At 66.4% G+C, this 18215-nt stretch carries 18 protein-coding genes; 12 read left to right on the forward strand and 6 right to left on the reverse strand.

The genetic code is table 11. The features are described 5' to 3' along the window. Positions 1-4: 4 nt before the first annotated feature. Genes rpl12p through P0592_RS17475 form a run of 3 tightly spaced genes read right to left on the reverse strand, consistent with a single transcriptional unit; the run spans position 5 to position 2054 of the window. Positions 5-355, reverse strand: coding sequence for a 50S ribosomal protein P1 (gene rpl12p, locus P0592_RS17465; protein WP_276272188.1), 351 nt, complete (start codon positions 353-355; stop codon positions 5-7). Positions 356-373: 18 nt separating this feature from the next. Beyond that, on the reverse strand, positions 374-1414 hold the full coding sequence (locus tag P0592_RS17470) for a 50S ribosomal protein L10 (protein ID WP_276272189.1): 1041 nt from the start codon (positions 1412-1414) through the stop codon (positions 374-376). 1 nt (position 1415) lies between these two features. Further along, entirely contained in the window at positions 1416-2054 is a 639-nt protein-coding gene (locus P0592_RS17475; protein WP_276272190.1) for a 50S ribosomal protein L1, read from the reverse strand. Positions 2055-2251: 197 nt separating this feature from the next. Here P0592_RS17475 and P0592_RS17480 point away from each other — a divergent pair, with 197 nt between their 5' ends. Beyond that, positions 2252-2731 (forward strand): universal stress protein, encoded by a 480-nt coding sequence (locus P0592_RS17480; RefSeq protein ID WP_276272191.1) that lies wholly within the window; start codon positions 2252-2254, stop codon positions 2729-2731. Positions 2732-2884: 153 nt separating this feature from the next. Here P0592_RS17480 and P0592_RS17485 read toward each other — a convergent pair whose 3' ends face one another. Continuing rightward, complete coding sequence (locus P0592_RS17485; protein ID WP_276272192.1) at positions 2885-3373, reverse strand: 50S ribosomal protein L11; 489 nt, start codon at positions 3371-3373, stop codon at positions 2885-2887. 136 nt (positions 3374-3509) lie between these two features. After that, positions 3510-3710, reverse strand: coding sequence for a VNG_1110C family protein (locus P0592_RS17490; protein WP_276272193.1), 201 nt, complete (start codon positions 3708-3710; stop codon positions 3510-3512). Between the two features lie 176 nt (positions 3711-3886). Between P0592_RS17490 and P0592_RS17495 the strand changes: the two genes are divergently transcribed. The 4 genes from P0592_RS17495 (at position 3887) to artA (ending at position 10193) form a co-directional block, all read left to right on the forward strand. Then, on the forward strand, positions 3887-4996 hold the full coding sequence (locus P0592_RS17495; RefSeq protein ID WP_276272194.1) for an OBG GTPase family GTP-binding protein: 1110 nt from the start codon (positions 3887-3889) through the stop codon (positions 4994-4996). Between the two features lie 58 nt (positions 4997-5054). Then, positions 5055-5501, forward strand: coding sequence for a TIGR04206 family protein (locus P0592_RS17500; RefSeq protein ID WP_276272195.1), 447 nt, complete (start codon positions 5055-5057; stop codon positions 5499-5501). A 337-nt stretch (positions 5502-5838) separates the two neighbouring features. Further along, positions 5839-9048: a DUF7282 domain-containing protein gene (locus tag P0592_RS17505; protein WP_276272196.1), complete on the forward strand. Its 3210-nt coding sequence runs from the start codon at positions 5839-5841 to the stop codon at positions 9046-9048. A 140-nt stretch (positions 9049-9188) separates the two neighbouring features. Beyond that, positions 9189-10193: an archaeosortase A gene (gene artA, locus P0592_RS17510; protein ID WP_276272197.1), complete on the forward strand. Its 1005-nt coding sequence runs from the start codon at positions 9189-9191 to the stop codon at positions 10191-10193. Positions 10194-10203: 10 nt separating this feature from the next. On the opposite strand, the gene dph5 is transcribed toward artA, so the two are convergent. Beyond that, entirely contained in the window at positions 10204-10974 is a 771-nt protein-coding gene (gene dph5 / locus P0592_RS17515; protein ID WP_276272198.1) for a diphthine synthase, read from the reverse strand. A 75-nt stretch (positions 10975-11049) separates the two neighbouring features. Between dph5 and P0592_RS17520 the strand changes: the two genes are divergently transcribed. From P0592_RS17520 to P0592_RS17550, 7 genes are all read left to right on the forward strand, one after another. Further along, the gene (locus P0592_RS17520) at positions 11050-12030 is read left to right on the forward strand and encodes a class I SAM-dependent methyltransferase (RefSeq protein WP_276272199.1); all 981 of its coding nucleotides are present in this window, start codon (positions 11050-11052) and stop codon (positions 12028-12030) included. A gap of 68 nt (positions 12031-12098) precedes the next feature. After that, entirely contained in the window at positions 12099-12350 is a 252-nt protein-coding gene (locus P0592_RS17525) for a hypothetical protein (protein ID WP_276272200.1), read from the forward strand. A 73-nt stretch (positions 12351-12423) separates the two neighbouring features. Then, positions 12424-13971, forward strand: coding sequence for an SLC13 family permease (locus P0592_RS17530; protein ID WP_276272201.1), 1548 nt, complete (start codon positions 12424-12426; stop codon positions 13969-13971). 160 nt (positions 13972-14131) lie between these two features. Continuing rightward, the gene (locus P0592_RS17535; protein ID WP_276272202.1) at positions 14132-15454 is read left to right on the forward strand and encodes an amino acid ABC transporter substrate-binding protein; all 1323 of its coding nucleotides are present in this window, start codon (positions 14132-14134) and stop codon (positions 15452-15454) included. Positions 15455-15459: 5 nt separating this feature from the next. Further along, positions 15460-16347: a branched-chain amino acid ABC transporter permease gene (locus P0592_RS17540; protein ID WP_276272203.1), complete on the forward strand. Its 888-nt coding sequence runs from the start codon at positions 15460-15462 to the stop codon at positions 16345-16347. Next, a complete protein-coding gene (locus P0592_RS17545; RefSeq protein ID WP_276272204.1) occupies positions 16344-17432 on the forward strand; it encodes a branched-chain amino acid ABC transporter permease in 1089 nt (362 codons plus the stop codon). The genes P0592_RS17540 and P0592_RS17545 overlap by 4 nt, the downstream gene beginning before the upstream one ends. Beyond that, positions 17429-18214 (forward strand): ABC transporter ATP-binding protein, encoded by a 786-nt coding sequence (locus P0592_RS17550; protein WP_276272205.1) that lies wholly within the window; start codon positions 17429-17431, stop codon positions 18212-18214. The genes P0592_RS17545 and P0592_RS17550 overlap by 4 nt, the downstream gene beginning before the upstream one ends. The last annotated feature ends 1 nt before the right edge of the window (position 18215 follow it).

The following is an 18215-nucleotide window of genomic DNA, read 5'->3' on the forward strand; positions in this document are numbered from 1 at the left end:
CGCTTCAGCCGAAGAGTTCGCCGAGGCCCTCGCCGCTGGCCTCGTCGTCCTCGTCGTCGTCGTCGTCGCCGCCCTCGTCGGCGGCCTCCTCCTCTTCGGCCTCCTCGTCGTCACCCTCGTCGGCGTCCGCCTCGTCCTCCGCGGGCGCGGCGGCACCGCCGCTGGCGGGGACGGGTGCGGCAGCGGCCTCCTCGACGGCCTCGCTGATGTCGACGTCCTCGAGGGCCGCGACGAGCGCCTTGACGCGGGACTCCTCGACGTCGACACCGGCGGCTTCGAGCACGTCGGTGAGGTTGTCTTCGTTGATCTCTTCGCCCGATTCGTTCAGGATGAGTGCAGCGTAAACGTATTCCATTGGTCTGTGGTGTAGTGGTTAGAACATCGCTCCGAGCGCGTCGCCGGCGTCCTCGTCGTCGTCATCGTCGTCCTCGGCCTCTTCGGCCTCGGCTTCGGCGTCGTCGGCGTCGTCCTCGGATGCGGTGTCCTCGGTCTGGTCGTCGGTCGATTCCTCGGTCTCGGCAGTCTCGACGCCCTGCAGTTCCTCGGGCAGGGCCTCCTCGTCGTCGATCTGTGCCGCGAGCGCGCGGACCTGCGCGTCGGCCTTGCTCACGAGATCGGGGACGACCTCGGGGTCCTCGATGGCGGCCTGGAGCGCGAGGCTCTTGGCGTCGCCACGGGCCGACTGCAGCATCGTCGCGACCGTCGTCTCGGTCGGGTAGCCGGCGTTGACCGAGAGGTTGAACGCCTGTCCAGCGGCCGCGCGGATGTCGCTCGCGTACTGGTCGACGTCGAGTTCGAGCTCGTCGGGTTCGAAGAGGACGCCGTCGGCGAAGACGGCGCGCAGGTCCAGGCCGACCTCCTTGGGCTCGATGCCCAGCTCGTTGAGGACGTTGGCCAGGTCCTGCGAGACCTCCTCGCCGGCGTCGAGCACGGTCGAGTCGGAGAGGACCTGGATCGACCCCTCCTGGATGCGTGCGTCCGCGCCGACGCCCTGAAGCTCGCCCACGAACGGACCCGGATCGACGCCGGTGTCACCCTCGGGGATGACGATGTCGTTGGGCGCGATCTCGCCGGCACCGATCGGTGCGGGCGTCTTCGAGGCCTCCAGTTCCTGGTACAGCGAGAAGGGGTTGCTGTTCGTGCCGATGAGCCCGACCTGGCCGGAGACGTACTCCGTCAGGTCCTCGAGGCCGTCGTCGACCTCTTCGAGCGCCCGCACCAGCAGGGTGTTCCGGGAGACCCGGAGCTCCGCGGTGCCGTGGAGATCACGGCGCATGTCCTGGAGCTGCCGGGACGGGATGCCGGTGATGTCGACGACACCGACGCTCTCGTAGGAGTCGACGATCTCGGCGATGGCGTCGACTTCCTCCTGCTTCCACTGCGGGATGGTCTCGGTCTTGCGTTCGGCGCTCATCTCAGGCCACCTCCACGGCGGGGCCCATCGTCGTCTTCACGAAGACGGAGTCGACGTTGAGCGGCCCCTTCTCCAGGTCAGCGTGGAGACGGCGGATGATGACGTCGATGTTGTCGGCGATGTCCTCCGCGGACATATCCTCCGCACCGACGCGCGTGTGGAACGTCCGACGCTCCCCACTGCGGAGCTGTACGGTGTTCTTCATACGGTTGATGACCTCGACGACGTCGTCGTCGGGGTCGAGCGGTTCCGGCATCTTCCCGCGCGGGCCGAGGACGGTCCCGAGGTACCGGCCGATGTCCTGCATCATGTCCTGCTCTGCGATGAAGAAGTCGGTGTCATCGGCGAGGTCCTTGGCGGCGTCGTCGTCGCCACCGAGCTCCTCGAGTTCGTCCTGGCTGAGCACGTCGTCGGCTGCCTCCTCGGCACGGAGGGCTGTCTCGCCCTCGGCGAAGACCACGATGGTGGTCTCCTGTCCGGTGCCGGCAGGGAGGACGACGGACTCGTCGACGCGGTTCGACGGGTCGTTGAGGTCCAAGTCGCGAAGGTTCACTGCGAGGTCCACCGTCTCGCGGAAGTTCCGCTCGGGTGCGTCCTCGAGTGCGCGAGAGACTGCGTTCTCTATTTCCTGATCTGCCATTGTTCACCTCCGTAGTGCGCCAAGTGGGCTGCTACGGGTCAGTGAAACAGGCGGATGCCTGTCTCGTCTGGGCAGAAGCCGATGCGACACTTAAAGCCGTCGAACCGGCCCGCTGGGCGGGGCAGCGTGCCACGGCGGCGACGCGGCGAGGATGCAAGCATCACCTTCACCCGTCTCTCGGTGAAAGTACGGGTGGAATGTACGACCGAATCCTCGTTCCGACCGACGGGAGCACACAGGCGACCAACGCGGTCAAAGCCGGGCTCTCGCTCGCGGCGGAACTCGACGCGACGGTCCACGCGCTGTACGTCGTCGAAGAGTTCGAAGGGCGGATCGTCCCGATAACCGACGCGGAGGCGGAAAAGAGCGAGGAGTACCACGACCACGGCGAGGAGGTCGTCGGCGAGGTCGCGGCCGCCGCCGAGGCGATGGGCGTCGACTGCGTGACCAGCGTCGCCGACGGCGTCGTCCACGAGCAGATCGCCGCCTACGTCGACGACAACGACGTCGACCTGATCGTGATGGGGTCTCGCGGCCGCTCGAACATCGAGAAGGCCATCATCGGCAGCACGGCCGACAAGGTCATCCGGACCCTCGACGAACCGACGACGGTCGTCCACGAGCCGCCACAGTCGTTCGAGGGCGTCGACCGCGAGATCCGTCTGGACGGGTGGTAGCCTACGTGGCGGCCGCCTCGACGAACACGCCAGAAACTCACTCCGGTCGTCGCTGCGCCGTCGCGTCGTCGGTCGCGGCTTACGCCGCGGCCTCCGCCGAGAAGACACCGAAAACTCGCTGCACTCGTTTTCGAGCGTTCACTCCGTCAGCCGCTATGCAGCGGCTCCCTCGGCGAACACGTCGTCGTACTCGCCCTCGTCGATCCGCTCCTTGAACTCGCGGGGGTCGTTGCCCTCGATGGTGACGCCCAGCGACGTGCAGGTGCCGACGACCTCCTTGGCGGCGTTTTTCAGGTCGTAGGCCAGCAGGTCCGACTGCTTCTGCTCGGCGATCTGCCGGACCTGGTCGACCGAGAGGTCGGCGACGAACTCCTCGTGGGGTTCGCCGCTGCCGGTCTCGAAGCCGGCCTCGTCCTTGACGAGCTCGGCCGTCGGCGGGACACCGACGTCGATAGTGAACGACCCGTCGTCCTCGTACTCGATGGTGACGGGGACCTCGGTGCCGTCGAAGGCCTCCGTCTGGTCGTTGATCTCCTGGACGACTGCCTGCACGTCCACCGGAGTCGGTCCGAGTTCCGGACCGAGCGGCGGGCCGGGGTCGGCCTGCCCACCGGGGACGAGCACTTCGATAGTTCCAGCCATACACGAGCAATCCTCCGCGGCAGTTTAAAGGATTGCGTTTCAACCGCGGGTCCGTGAGTCCGACACACGGCCTCGACCGGTCGAGAGCGGCGACGTTCTCGATCCAGCGGTCTCGCCGCGGCTCGGCTCGGGGTGGTCAGGCGAAACTGACGCCGTTCATCGCCAGAAAGTCACCGGCGTCCTTGATCTCGACGGGCGACCCGATGACGCGGACCTGCTGTCCCTCGCGACGGACGGTCACGGTGAACCGCGCCTCGAGCTCGTCGCGGATTCCGTCGAGTGCCCCCACCGGGAGGAGTATCTGCGTACTATCGCGGAACCGATCCGCATCAGCCATCGTCAAGGATTGATAGTGGGGATCGTATAGGTGTATCGAAATCCGGGAGACGGACCCCCGTTCGGCCGCTCAGTGGGGGCGTGGCGTCGGTCTCGCTCGTGATAGTCGACGACGCCGCTGACCGCTTCGGGGCGGGTGGAAAGTCTTATTCGGTGTGAGGGGCCGACGTACACCTAATGGGGCTCGAAGAGGAGATCGAGGAACTCGAGGAGGAGATCGCCAACACGCCCTACAACAAGTCGACAGAGGAGCACATCGGCCGCCTGAAGTCCAAGCTCGCCGAGAAGAAGGAGAAGCTCGAACAGCAGTCCGGCTCCGGCGGCGGGGGCGGGTACGGCGTCGAGAAACACGGCGACGCGACCGTGGCCCTCGTCGGGTTCCCCAGCATCGGCAAGTCGACGCTGCTGAACGCCCTGACCAACGCCGAGTCCGAGACCGGCTCCTACGAGTTCACGACGCTCGACGTCCACCCCGGGATGCTCAAGCACAAGGGGGCGAACATCCAGATCCTCGACGTGCCCGGTCTCATCGAGGGCGCGGCCGGCGGCCGCGGTGGCGGCAAGGAGGTCCTCTCCGTCGTCCGGACCGCCGACCTCGTCGTCTTCCTCGTCTCCGTCTTCGAGATCGAGCAGTACGACCGTCTGCGCGAGGAGCTGTACAAGAACAAGATCCGCCTCGACACCGAGCCCCCGCGCGTGACGATTCGGAAGAAGGCAAAGGACGGGCTCTCGGTCAACAGCTCCGTCGACCTCGACCTCGACGAGGAGACGGTCAAGAGCGTCCTCCGCGAGCACGGCTACGTCAACGCCGACGTGACCATCGGCGAGCAGCTCGGCATCGATCGGCTCATCGACGGCGTGATGGACAACCGCGAGTACGTCCCCTCTATCGTCGCGGTCAACAAGGCCGACCTCATCGAGCCCGACTACCTCCCGACCGTCGAGTCCGAGCTCGAAGCGCGTGACATCGACCCCGACGAGGCCATCTTCATCAGCGCCGAGGAGGAGAAGGGGCTGGACAGCCTCACCGAACGGATCTGGGAGGAGCTCGGCCTCATCCGGATCTACATGGACAAGCCCGGCCGCGGCGTCGACCGCGAAGAGCCGCTCATCCTCCGCGAGGGCGACACCGTCGGCGACGCCTGCGAGAAGCTCGGCGGGAGCTTCGACGAGCGGTTCCGGTTCGCTCGTGTCAGCGGCCCCAGCGCCAAACACGACGAACAGCAGGTCGGCCGCGACCACGAACTCGCCGACGAGGACGTGCTCCGCATCGTCGCTCGGAAGTAGTCCTTCGCGCACACACGCGAGACTACACACTCTTTGTCGTCGGGCACTGGGTGTCGGTATGGCCGCTGGTCCACGCCGCCGCCTCGCCGCCGTCGTCGCCGCCGGACTCGTCCCGTGGACGGTCCTGCTGGTCCGTGGCGAACTGACGATGCTGTTCACGTTCGGCCTGTTCAACACGAACCCCGCTCACCTGGTCTCGGTCTACGACTACTTCTTCCGGTTCACCCGGGGCCTGCCGCGGTTCATCGAGGCGTGGGGGAGCGGCGTCGTCCTCTATCTGATCGGCCTGACCAGCGCCGTCGCCGGCGTCGTCGGTCGCGAGGACCCCCGGATCACCGCCCTCGCCGTCGTCGGGGCCGGCCTCTCGCAGCTCACCGTCGCGCTCGGGTTCCACAGGCGGATCGGCTACGTCGTGGTCCCCGTCGGGACCGTCGTGCTCCTCGCGGTCGGCTGGTGGTACTACTGGCCGCTGGTCGGGACACCACAGTCGACGCCGGACCGATGACTCGCCCCCGCGATCGGTGGCACCGGCCGGCGTCCGAGGCGTATGTCACCGGGTGACATTCCCGGCCGTCAGACGATCGTATGACAGCAAATTTAGTATAACCACAAAGCGCTTATACCCCAGTGAGAGACGCTAGAAAACCGGATCTCGGGTGTGTGGATATCTCACATCCCGCTCGTCTGACCACAAAGCATTTATAACATCCGACGTACGTTTGCAGTGTACCCCTACCCATGGCGCCAGAAGTGAGTACACCGGTTTGGTCTGTGCGCGAGGCCGCTCGCGTGCCGACCGCGTGGAAAACGGCTGACGCCGCCCGATAGCAACCAACCAAACTATGACAGATACAAGCGAAAAAATCCGCAGCCTGTTCCTGACAGCGCTGATGGTATTCTCCGTCATCGGGGGATCCATCGCGTTCGCTGGGAGTGCAGCCGCTGCGAACAACGGGTCTCTGACTCTCACGCCGAACGATAATGAGGAGGCAGGACCCACCCAATACGATCACAGTGCAGACCTAGAACTAGACAGTGACCAGTCACTCTATTACGTTGACGTTGACTTCACCAGTGATTCGTCGGCAAATGTCGACCTGAGTGATGTCAGCGCTGAGGACATCCAGGTCCAGACCCCTCAGGGTGATCGGACCCAGGCAAGCGACTTCACGGATGTCACGAAGTCTAACGGTGTCCTTTCGTTCAAGCTGTCGAACTCGATCGACGGCCTGAGCGATGAAGACACCGTGCAGGTCATCGTCGATGATGTCGACAACCCGGTCGCTGCTTCCGGGGGCTCGACGTATACGTTCGAAGTCTCGTATAGAGACTCTTCGGACAGTCAGTTCGACTCGAACAGTGTTGACTACACGATTTCCAACACTGGTGGCGAGGCCGGTACGCCGGACATCCGGAAGGCAACGCACTATGTCCCGACCGATGCTCCCAGCGGTGAAGGTAGTATTGAAATCGCCTTTAACGAGGACATTATTGAGGGCAGCACCGGTGACGAGTCGATCGTCGTCGGCTACGAGAACGGTAGCGAAAGCGACAACCTCGCGGACTCCGCCTCTATCGACGCGGACTCCGGACGGCTCGTCGTTGATCTGAACGCGGTCATTACAAACGTCCAGAACGTTACTGTCTCTGGCTACGAAGACGAGGCCAGTAACGAGATGGACGAGCAGACCGTTGACTTGGTCTTCGCACCGTCGACTGTCGATATGACAAGCGACGGTACTGACGAGCAAGTTGACGATGAAGCCTTCCAGGGTGCGAACGTCGCACTCGAAGGTACCGTTAACGACGAGTTCCGTATCCAGGGAGCAGACGACGATAACAGCCAGGTTGACCTCACCCGCGGTTCGGGCACGCACAGTCAGGTTTACGTCCTTGATACGGACAACCTCGATACTGGCGACTACGATGTTGAGAACACCGATGTCTCTGACATCGCCAGTGAGAACCAGATCAACCGGACGCTCCGGCTGAACAACCTCGGTCTGGAAGTCTCGGCCGACGAGAACACGTTCCAGACTGACGAGAACGTCACCGCCACCGTCGAGTCCAACGCCATCGACCGCGATGTCGATGCCGAACTCGTCGACTCTAACGGTGACGTCGAAGAAGAGGTCACGGTCCGGATCGACTCCGACGGTAACGCCGAAGCCGACTTCGGCGAAATCGACACCGGTAACTACACGGTCAACGCAACCGACGTCAACACGGGCGTCACGGCCACGTCGGACGAGTTCGAAGTCGTCGACGCCGGTGACGCGTCCGTCAGCTTCAACCAGTCCGTCGTGACCGAGCAGCAGGGTGACATCGTCGAAGTCGTCGTCAACCTGCAGAACACGGACACCGCGACCGTCCAGATCGGTGACTACACCGACGACAACTACAACATCACCGGCGAAGTCGAAGACGGTGATGGTGACGGTCAGGTGACCGTCGAGTTCAACAGCTACACCGCTGGTGCCGTCAGCGGCGACGAAGTCGTCTCTGTCGCTGACAGCGACGACGAGATCACCAACGTCTCCCAGGGCGGCGAGTTCACTGATGTCGCCGGCCGGGATGCTGGTGAGAACCTGCTAGAACCGAGCGACTACGACCTGCTGGTCGAAGCCGGCGCGATGACCGGTACCACGGTCGACGACGAGGACGCCGTCGCGACCCTGTCGCTGGCGGAGCGCTCCACGGACGCCACCCAGGTCTGGACGGCTCCCGAGGACGACCTCCAGAGCCTCCAGGACGCTGAGGCCTCCGAGGTCTACGACTACATCGCAGCCAACAACCTGACCCAGGCCGACACGGTCGCGCAGAGCGACACCGTGGTCGTCCAGGTCCAGGCCTCCGGGCTGGAAGGCGCGCTGGCGGCGACCGCTGACGATACCACCGACGCCTACATCGAGGCGACTGGTGCGTACGACAGCGACAGTACCGCCGATCCGATCCAGTTCCAGTTCGAAGAAGTCACGACCGCTGCGAACGCGGTCCCCGACACCGTCACCGTCGGTGACCTCGACAGCGACGAGGTCTCCGTCATCTACGACGAGGCCAACGACTCGCACTTCCTGGTCGTCGACAGTGACGGCGTCACCGACGAGTTCAACGGCCACGAGAGTGGCGACGAGTACGAGGCCAACTTCACGGTCTACGACAACACTGAGCTCAGCGAGGACAACGTCACGGTCAACGATACGTTCGCTATCGAGGACCGCGACGCCACGCTGAACGGTGGCAACGACATCGTCGTCCAGTCCGCGACTGGTCAGTCGATCTCCGGCACGACGAACCTCGCACCCGGTAGCGAGGTCACCGTCCGCATCCGCGACGACGCTGACACGGCCGCGTTCCTGAAGCAGCCCGACGCCACGGTCGGCGTCAACGGCTCCTTCACGGCGACGGCCGACTTCAGCGACGTCAGCCCGGGCACGAACTTCACGGCCCAGACGCGGATCGGCTCGAGCAACGTTGGCGACTCCGTCGACGGGACGGTCACGAGCGGTCCGGCCGCCTCCGTCATCATCAGCGATCAGGAGTCCAACGGTGAGACCGTGACGGTCGACAGCGTCACCCTCTCCGAGGGTGGCTTCGTCGCGATCCACCTGAACAACGCCAGCGGTGACGTGATCGGTGCCTCGGACTACCTCGAATCCGGTACTCACGAGGACGTCGAGATCACGCTGGACAGCGCTCAGGACGAGGACTTCACTGCGGTCGCGATGCCGCACCTCGACACTGACGACGACCAGACCTACGACTTCCCGGACAACGACGGCCCGTACACGGCTAACGGCTCCGCTATCACGGACTCCGCCAACGTGACGGTCGTCTCCGAGGACACGGACACCGAGACGGAGGCCCCCGACACGGACACCGAGACGGAGGCCCCCGACACGGACACCGAGACGGAGATGCCCGACACGGACACCGAGACGGAGACCGACGAGCCGACGACCACTGGCAGCAGTGGTCCCGGCTTCACGGCCATCGTTGCCCTCGTCGCGCTGCTGGCCGCCGCGCTGCTGGCAGCCCGCCGAGACAACTAACGGGAGCAGTTCCCGTCCCTGACACTCGCACTTTCTTTCGGACGCTCGCCCGATAGCGGCAGCGCCGCCCTCGTGCGCTCTGTGCGCACAGACCGGCGCAACGACAAAGCATATAGGTCGGATCAGCCAACGTTCCGGTAATGAACCCGACAGTCCTACAGTCCCGTCTCACCCTCGGTGGACTGTCGTTCGATCCGCTGGTCTACTCCGAGCCGCTGATGTGGCTCGTACTCGGGGCGTTTCTGGGGAGTGCGCTCCTGCGACGGTACGACGAGGCGTGGGCACGCGGCGTCGCCGTCGCCGGCTGGGGCCTGTTCGGCCTGTTCTGGCTGGTCCTGTTCCCGCACTTCACGTTCACGCAGAAGAGTCTCATCGAGGGGGTCGGGGGCCTCGCGGCGGTGCCGCTGTCGCTGTACGCGGGCTACCTGCTCTGGCACGGCCGGGACTCCATTTTCGTCCTGACGCGCGCGGTCGGCCTGATGGGGATCGTCTACGTACCGTTCATCGCGATCGGGCCGCTCCGGCAGTGGCTGGTCGAACTGGTCACGGCACAGACCGCGTTCCTGATGTCGCTGCTCGGCGTCGACCCGCTGGTCGTCGGTGGGTTCTCCCACGACGGACTCCGGATCACCGGCAAGGTGTACCCCTACGAGAGCACGTTCTGGTTCGAGCGGGAGGACGGCCCCATCACCTACAACATCCTGCTGGCGTGTACGGGGATGGGGAGCATCTCCATCTTCGCCGGCGGTATCCTGGCGGTGTCGGCTCCGTGGCGGCGGAAACTCCGGGCGCTTGCGATCACCGTGCCGGTCATCTACGGCCTCAATCTGCTCCGGAACGTGTTCATCGCGGTGTCGTTCGGTCAACAGCGGATGCAGTTCTTCGAGGGGACCATCATGACGCTGTTCGGGTTGACGGACCCGCGGATGGTCTCGTACTACCTCGCGGACCGCATCCTCGCACAGACCGGCTCCGTGGTCGTCCTCGTCCTCATCACGTGGGCGCTCGCCCGGGAACTGCCGGAGCTGACCGTGCTGGTCGAGGAGCTACTGTACCTCGTCACCGGGACCGAGTACGACCTCGCGGCGGCGGTCGACGCCGAGCGCGAGACGGTCGAGGCGGACCCGGCGGTGTCGGACGACTGAGCGGCTCCGTTCAGTCGTCGGCGATAGCCGAGAGTGCCTCCTCCTCGATCGGGTGACGTTCGGCGGGGATCACCAGCAGGTGCAACGGGTCGCCGAACGAGCGAGTGGCCAACTCCGACAGCGGAGCCGCCGCCACGGTCGGATCGGGGCTGCCCGCGCGGGCGACGACGACGCCGAGCGTCTCCGGAAACGGGTCGGCGAGCATCGCCGCGGCCCGGTCGGCGGTCAGGTAGGTGTCGTCGCTGTCGTCCCAGTGGGGGTCGTCGACCTTGATGTCGAGGTAGACCAGCGTGTGGAGGTCCCGCTCGCGGTTGTCCTCGATCGTCCGGACGACGCTGTCGGGGACGCCGTCGCCGCCGTGAGCGGCCTCGAACGGCAGCGTCGTCGCCTTACCGAAGCGGTAGTTCTGTAGTCCGGTCAGGGAGGCGGCGGCGGTCTGTGCCGTCGTCCCGTGGACGACGCGGGTGTCGATACCGCGGTCCTCGGCCCGGAGCCGGAGGTCCGTGTGGGTCGTCGAGACCATCGTGTCGCCGGCGGTCAGGAACGCGACGTCCCGGTCCTCGGCGGCCGCCAGGATCGGCTCCGGGTCCTGTTCGACGCCGGCGCGGTCCCGGACCTCGATGGTCGTGTCGTGGTACGCCTCCAGCGTGTCGAGGTCGGTCCCGACGAGCCGGCTGGTGTAGAACTCCGCGAACACGCGGTCGGCCGCGCGGACGGCGTCCCGGCCGGCGACGGTGACCGAGCGTTCGTCGTAGAGGCCGAGTCCGACGAAAGTGAGCATACCGTCGGTGGGTCGGGCGCGGTGATAAAGGGCGCGAAGCGTCAGGCTTACCGCCCGCGGTGGGGGAGTGAGGGTATGGGCGTCCCCTGCGTTCGCGTCGCTCGCGAGGACGGCGAGGCGACTCGGCAGCGGCTGGCCGAGGCGGACCTCGTCGACGACGGCTACGACATCACGGTCGCCGACGGGTCGCTGTACGTCCCCGTCACCGACCCGACGGCCGTCCCCGACGCGTTCGACGTGGTGGAGTTCGACGCGCCGGTCCGAGAGGGCCAGACGATGCCGGCGGACATCCTGGGGGTCGACCCCAGCTACGAGCGCATCGGGGACCTCGTCATCATCGACGAGGACGACCCAGAGCGCGCACGGACGATCGCCGACGCCATCGTCGACTCGGACCTCCCGGTCGAGGGCGTGTTGAACCGGGCGTCGAAGATCAAGGGGGAACAGCGGGTCCGCGACTGGGAGGTGCTGGCCGGCGACACGACCGAGGTCGTCCACCGGGAGTACGGCTGTGCGTTCGAACTCGATCTCGCCGCGGTGTACTTCTCGCCGCGGCTGGCGACCGAGCGCCACCGCGTCGTCGAGCAGGTGCGCGAGGGCGAGCACGCCTTCGACATGTTCGCCGGCGTCGGGCCGTTCGTCGTCCCGTTCGCGAAGCGCGGGGCCACCTGCGTCGGCACGGACATCAACGAGCGGGCCGTCGAGTACCTGCGGCGCAACGCCGAGCGCAACGGCGTCGCGGACCGGATCACCGCGATCCACGGCGACGTCCGCGAGGTGGCGGCCGACTACACGGGGTGGGCCGACCGCGTCGTGATGAACCTCCCCCACAGCGCCGACGAGTTCGTCGAGACGGCCGTCGAACTGGCCGGCGACGACTGCGTGCTCCACTACTACGACATCCAGCCCGACGAGGACCTCTACGGTCCGGGCGAGCGGGCCGTCCGCGCGGCCGCCGAACCGGCCTACGAGGTGACCGTCGAGACGCGCCGGACGGTCCGGTCGTACGCGCCGGGCGAGCAGAACGTCGTGCTGGACGTCCGACTCCGGCGGTGACGGGGACGGGCGGACCGGGCGTGAAGAACAGTTATGTGCGTCCGGGAGGAGAACCGAAGTAGTCACAGATGGGTGCGAGCGGGGCGGACGACATCGACGTTCGTGACATCTCACCGATGGCGTGGCGACTGCTCCGGGTCGCGGCCGGGTTCGGACAGCGGGAGGTCGAGACGGAGGTCGACGACATCATGCAAGCACACGTCTCGATGCTGGAGAGCGACACTCGCAGTCTCTCGGAGGCGCGCTTGGAGGAGCTGTTCGCCCTGTACTGCGCCGAACTGACCGACGAACAGCTCCGGGCACTGGTGGAGCACTTCTGACCATGACGGGGACACACACGAGGGGGCCGACCGGATCGGGCACGGACGACGAGGGGAACGGGAGGTGGCACCTGTGAGCTGGAACGTCACCGAGAACCCCCGCCGGGTCGCGGCGGGGCTGGTCCTCGGGATCGGCAGCACTGCGCTGGTCGCGCTGCTCCCGACCCCGCCGGGGCTGAACCCGGCCGCTCAGTACGCGCTGGCGACGATGGCGCTGGCCGCGAGCCTCTGGGTGACGAAGGCGCTTCCGCTCCCGGTGACGGCGTTGCTCATCCCGGTGGCACTGACTGGCTTCGGCGTCTACGACTCGATGGAACGGGCGCTGTCGGGGTTCGCGGACCCGCTGATCTTCCTGTTCATCGCGGGCTTCATGCTGGCGGAGGCGCTCCAGACGCACAACATCGACCGGCGACTGGCGCTGACGCTCATCAACCGACTGGGGCGGTCCCCGCGGCTGCTCGTGCTGGCGATCATGGTCGCGACGGCGTTCATGTCGATGTGGGTGTCAAACACCGCGACGACGGCGATGATGACACCGGTCGCGCTCGGGATGCTCGCCGAGGTGGTCGGTCGGGACTCGTCCACCGGCGAGGTGTCGAACATGCGGGTGGCGACGCTGCTGGGGACGGCCTACGCGGCCAGCGTCGGCGGGGTCGGGACGCTCATCGGCACGCCGCCGAACGTCGTCGCCGTCGCCTTCCTGGACAGGCTGGTCGGCGTGGAGATCTCGTTCGCTCAGTGGCTCGTCGTCGGCCTCCCCATCGTCGCGGTGACGCTCCCGCTGACGTGGTACGTCCTGGCCTTCCGGCTCTACCCGCCGGAGATCGACAGCGTCGACGACGCCCGCGAACAGGCCGCGACCTACCTCGAGGAGGAGGGCACGCTCTCGCCGCGGGGACGGCGCGCAGCGTACATCTTCGCGGCGACGGCGATCCTCTGGATCCTCGGGGGGCTCGGGTTCCTGTTCGAGGGGCTGTTGCCCGAGCCGTGGTTCGTGACGCTGTTCGGCGGGGACGGGACGAACGTCTTCGGCCTGGAGGGCCACCGGGGGATCCTGTACTTCGTCGTGGTGGGACTGCTCGCCATCCCGGCACTGGTGCTGTCCGACGCCGACGACTGGGAGAACCTCGTCGACATCGACTGGGGGACGATCGTGCTGTTCGGCGGCGGCATCTCCCTGGCCGACGCGCTGGCCGAGACGGACGCGACCGACTGGCTGGCGACGACGGTGTTCGACGCGGTGATCGGCGCGCCGCTGGTCCTGGTCGTCCTCTCGGTCGTCGTGTTCACCGTCCTCGTCACCGAACTCTCCTCGAACACGGCGACGACGACGATCCTCGCGCCGATCCTCATCGGGCTCGGCAGCGTCCTCGCGAGCACGCTCGGCGTCGATCCGGTCACCGCGTCGGTGTTCCTCACGGTCACGGGCGCGATCGCGGCGAGTTTCGCCTTCGCGCTGCCGGTCGCGACCCCGCCCAACGCCATCGTCTTCGGGAGCGGCCACCTCGAACAGCGGGACATGATCCGGGCCGGAGTCGTCCTGAACGCGCTGATGACGGTGGTCCTGACCCTGTTGCTGGTGGTGCTGTTCTCGGTGTTGTGGCCGCACGTCCTCTGGTAGGGCGCGCGCGACACGCGTCGAGACCGAGCGGAGAGGCGCTCGTCCCGAGAGCGGTTATTTCAGCGCGAACCCGACCCCATTAATCCCTAATGGTTAATAGGTCGTGTTACTTTGACACAGATAGTGCGTGTATCACTGATACACGCTCTGAACACCAACTATGACGCGAGAACACGACCGACGTTCGTTCATCAAGGTTGCGGGAAGCGCAGGCGCGCTCGGACTGACTGGCCTCGCCGGCTGTTCCGGAGACGGCGGCAGCGGCGGGGACGGTGGCGACGGCGGCGGCGATGGCGGCGACGGCGGCGGTGACGGCGGGTCCACCGGCGAGAGCGGGAGCGGGACAGACGTCATCACGCTGGGTGGCTCGATGAGCCTCACCGGGGACAACGCCGACCTGGGCCAGCTGTATCAGGACGCCTACCAGCTCACCATCGACCGTATCAACGAGCAGGGCGGCGTCGAGGCGGGCGACGGCAACACCTACGAACTGGAGATGATCCTCCGGGACGACGGGACCGACGCCTCGACCTCGAAGTCGATCTACCAGGAGCTGATCGACCAGGAGGACATCAACTACCTGCTGGGCCCGTACTCCAGTACGGTGACGCTGCCCGCCAGTGCGGTCGCGGCACAGAACCAGCTCCCGATGGTCGAGGGCGGCGGTGCGAGCCCGGAGATCTTCGCGCAGGGCAACGAGTGGATCTTCGGCCTGCTGCCGACGGCTAACAAGTACGCGAAGAGCTACATCGACATGTGCCTGGCGCAGGACCCGACGCCCGAGTCCATCGCCATCCTCGCGGAGGACGGCACGTTCAGTCAGTCGACGGCGGAGGGCGCACGCAACAAGATCGAGGAGACGGACCTGGAGCTCGTCGTGGACCAGACGTTCCCCTCGGGGACGTCCGACCTCTCGACCAACCTCGGGCGGGTCCGAGACCAGGACGCGGACGTCCTGCTGCTGTGTGCCCACCAGAAGCACAACATCATCCTGGCGAACCAGATGGAGAGTCAGAACGTCAACGTCGACGCCGCGATGGGCACCGTCGGCAGCCTCAACGAGTCGTTCAAGAACGAGGTCGGCGCGAACGGGGACTACATGTACGGACCGTCCTCCTGGGCGACCAACGCGGACTTCGAGGACCCGGTCTACGGCAGCACCAGCGACTTCGTCTCCGCCATCGAGGAGCAGTTCGGCTACCCGCCGGACTACCACAGCGCCGCCGGCGAGGCGGTCATCCTGACGTTCATGAACGCCTTCCAGCAGGTCGACGAACTCGGGCCGACGCCGGTCCGCAACCAGATCCGGCAGTCCGACTTCATGACCGCCTACGGCAACGTCGCCTTCGACGACAGCGGCGTCATCAACAAGAACATGCTGGTCTACCAGTGGCAGCCCGACCCGGGCCTCCAGATCACCTACCCCGAGAACGTCGCACAGTCCGATCCCATCTACCCGATGCCCGACTGGAGTGAGCGCTAACACCGATGGCGGCGACGCAGTTCATCGTCAACGGCCTCCTCGTGGGGGCGCTGTTCGCTGCGGTAGCCGTCGGCTTCGCGCTCATCTGGGGTGTCGTCGACATCATCAACCTCGCCCACGGCGAGATGGTGATGCTCGGCGGCTACACGTCCTACTGGGCGCTGACGCTCGTCACGGGGAACGCCGAGGGGTCACCGATCCTGTTCCTCGCGACGATCCCGATCGCCATCGGCGCGATGTTCGTCGTCGGCTACGCGCTCCAGCGCGTCCTCGTCTCGCAGGTCATCGGGACGGACATCTTCCTCACCCTGCTGGTCACCTTCGGAGCGAGCATCGCGATCCAGCAACTGGCCATCCAGGCGTGGTCGGCGAACCCGCGGTCGATCCAGGTCTCGTTCGCCAGCCCGTCGTTCACGGTCGGGGGCGTCGTCGTCCCGAAGATGAAGCTGGTGGCGTTCGTCGGTGCCATCCTGCTGACGGTGGCACTGTACGCCTTCCTCCAGCGGACCCGGACCGGTCGCGCGATCCGGGCCGTCTCGCAGAACCCCGAGGCCGCAGCGCTCGTCGGCATCGACGTCGAACGCACTCGGGCGATCACCTTCGGACTCTCGTCGGCCATCGCCGGCGGCGTCGGCGCGTTCATCGGCGTCATCCTCAACATCCAGCCCCAGATGGGTCTGATCTACACGCTGAAGAGCTTCGTCATCGTCGTCTTCGGCGGCGTCGGCTCGATCCCCGGCGCGATGGTCGGGGGCCTGTTGCTCGGCTCCGTCGAGGAGTTGGTCGCGGGGTTCATCTCCTCGCAGTGGACGCTGGCGGTGAGCTTCTCGCTGCTCATCGTCCTGCTGGTCGTCAAGCCGAAGGGCCTGTTCGGTGAGGGGGTGAGCGAATGAGCACCGAGACCGACGACTCGGGTGCGCTGCGCTCGCTCGTCCCCCCCGAACAGATCGACCGCCTGTTCTCGGTCTGTGACGCCCACGGCTGGAAGCTGCTGGCCGCGGGGGCCGTCGTCGGCGCGCTCCCGCCGGTGCTCGGCCTCCAGCAGGGCTACATCATGACGGTGCTGTCCGAGATGTACCTGTTCGCCGTGCTGGCGCTTTCGTGGGACATCGTCGGCGGACAGACCGGCTACCCCAGCTTCGGGAACATGGCCTTCTTCGGCATCGGCGCGTACACCTCGGGCATCCTGTTCAAGGACTTCGCCGTCGCCTTCCCGGTCGCGTTCCTCGTGGCCGGCGTCGTCGCGACGGTGTTCGCCCTGTTCATCGGCGCGATCGTGCTCCGACTGCGGGGCCACTACTTCGCCATCGCGACGCTCGGCGTCCTGCTGGCGGCCCAGCAGGTGTCCCGGAACCTCGACATCACCGGCGGCGCGAGCGGGAAGATCCTGCTGAACGGACCCGACGGAGCGGTGTTCTACTACCTGTTCCTCGGGTTGCTCGTCGTCGAGGCCGCGGTCGTCTACTACCTCTCGGACACCCGCTTCGGGTTCGTCCTCAACGCCATCCGGGACGACGAGGGGAAGGCGACCGCGATGGGGTTCAACACGACCTACTACAAGACCGCCGCGTGGGGCATCGCGGCGCTGTTCACCGGCTTCGCCGGCGGCGCGTACAGCCTGTTCAACACGTTCATCAACCCACAGACGGCCTACAACGGCGCGTGGAACGTCGAGCTCATCGCGATGGCGCTGCTGGGCGGCTCCGGCACCGTCGCCGGTCCCATCATCGGCGCGTTCGGCCTCCACACGATCATCGAACTCGTGGAGTCCCACGCCGTCGGCTGGCAGCTCGTCCTACTCGGGCTGTCGGTCATCGTGACCGTCATCGCTATCCCCGAAGGCGTCGTCGGGTCGCTCCGGGAGTACGCCAGTCAGATGGAGTACTACAAGCGCGGCGGGATGGCCGCGACCGACGACACCGCCGAAGACGGGGACCAGCCGGACGACGCCCCGCCCGCGGGAGGTGACTCGGCGTGAGCCAGGCGACCGACGCGCCGGCGACCGACCCCGGGAACGACCGTGCGGTCCTCCGGACCGACGGCGTCACCAAGCGCTTCGGCGGGCTCACGGCCGTCGACGACGTGGACGTCGAGGTCAACGAGGGGGAGATCGTCGGTCTCATCGGTCCCAACGGGGCCGGCAAGTCGACGCTGTTCAACTGCGTCACGGGGACCCTCGACGCCGACGAGGGGAGCGTCTACCTCCAGGGCGAGGACGTCACCGACTGGCCCGAGTACAAGATCGCTCGGGCCGGCCTCGGGCGGATGTTCCAGGAGACCCGCATCTTCGGGGATATGTCGGTCCAGAAGAATCTCCTGCTGGCCGCCCAGGAGGGCGGCGAAGACGTGAGCGACCTGCTGCGTCGACCCGACGACGAGCTGTTGGGCCGCGCACAGGAACTGCTCGAGTACGTCGACCTCGGCGGCCTCGCGGAGGTGCGGGCCGGCCGCCTGAGCTTCGGCCAGCAGAAGCTCATCGAGTTCGCGATGGCGCTGATGGCCGAGCCGGAGGTGCTGCTGATGGACGAACCGGCCGGCGGCATCAACCCCTCGATGATCGAGAACCTCATCGAGTACATCCGCACGGCCAACGCCGACGAGGAGGCGACCATCTTCCTCATCGAACACAACATGGACTTCGTGATGGAGATCGCCGACCGCATCTACGTGCTGGCCCACGGCGAGCGCATCGCCGAGGGGCCGCCCGAACAGATCCAGAACGACCAGCGCGTGCTCGACGCGTACCTCGGGAGGGAGTGAG

The organism is Haloarcula litorea (assembly GCF_029338195.1).
Classification (GTDB): domain Archaea; phylum Halobacteriota; class Halobacteria; order Halobacteriales; family Haloarculaceae; genus Haloarcula; species Haloarcula litorea.

Coding starts and splice junctions, on each gene's coding strand:
- rpl12p (WP_276272188.1), bottom strand. CDS start 355: ATGGAATACGTTTACGCTGCACTCATCCTGAACGAATCGGGCGAAGAG.
- P0592_RS17470 (WP_276272189.1), bottom strand. CDS start 1,414: ATGAGCGCCGAACGCAAGACCGAGACCATCCCGCAGTGGAAGCAGGAG.
- P0592_RS17475 (WP_276272190.1), bottom strand. CDS start 2,054: ATGGCAGATCAGGAAATAGAGAACGCAGTCTCTCGCGCACTCGAGGAC.
- P0592_RS17480 (WP_276272191.1), top strand. CDS start 2,252: ATGTACGACCGAATCCTCGTTCCGACCGACGGGAGCACACAGGCGACC.
- P0592_RS17485 (WP_276272192.1), bottom strand. CDS start 3,373: ATGGCTGGAACTATCGAAGTGCTCGTCCCCGGTGGGCAGGCCGACCCC.
- P0592_RS17490 (WP_276272193.1), bottom strand. CDS start 3,710: ATGGCTGATGCGGATCGGTTCCGCGATAGTACGCAGATACTCCTCCCG.
- P0592_RS17495 (WP_276272194.1), top strand. CDS start 3,887: ATGGGGCTCGAAGAGGAGATCGAGGAACTCGAGGAGGAGATCGCCAAC.
- P0592_RS17500 (WP_276272195.1), top strand. CDS start 5,055: ATGGCCGCTGGTCCACGCCGCCGCCTCGCCGCCGTCGTCGCCGCCGGA.
- P0592_RS17505 (WP_276272196.1), top strand. CDS start 5,839: ATGACAGATACAAGCGAAAAAATCCGCAGCCTGTTCCTGACAGCGCTG.
- artA (WP_276272197.1), top strand. CDS start 9,189: ATGAACCCGACAGTCCTACAGTCCCGTCTCACCCTCGGTGGACTGTCG.
- dph5 (WP_276272198.1), bottom strand. CDS start 10,974: ATGCTCACTTTCGTCGGACTCGGCCTCTACGACGAACGCTCGGTCACC.
- P0592_RS17520 (WP_276272199.1), top strand. CDS start 11,050: ATGGGCGTCCCCTGCGTTCGCGTCGCTCGCGAGGACGGCGAGGCGACT.
- P0592_RS17525 (WP_276272200.1), top strand. CDS start 12,099: ATGGGTGCGAGCGGGGCGGACGACATCGACGTTCGTGACATCTCACCG.
- P0592_RS17535 (WP_276272202.1), top strand. CDS start 14,132: ATGACGCGAGAACACGACCGACGTTCGTTCATCAAGGTTGCGGGAAGC.
- P0592_RS17540 (WP_276272203.1), top strand. CDS start 15,460: ATGGCGGCGACGCAGTTCATCGTCAACGGCCTCCTCGTGGGGGCGCTG.
- P0592_RS17545 (WP_276272204.1), top strand. CDS start 16,344: ATGAGCACCGAGACCGACGACTCGGGTGCGCTGCGCTCGCTCGTCCCC.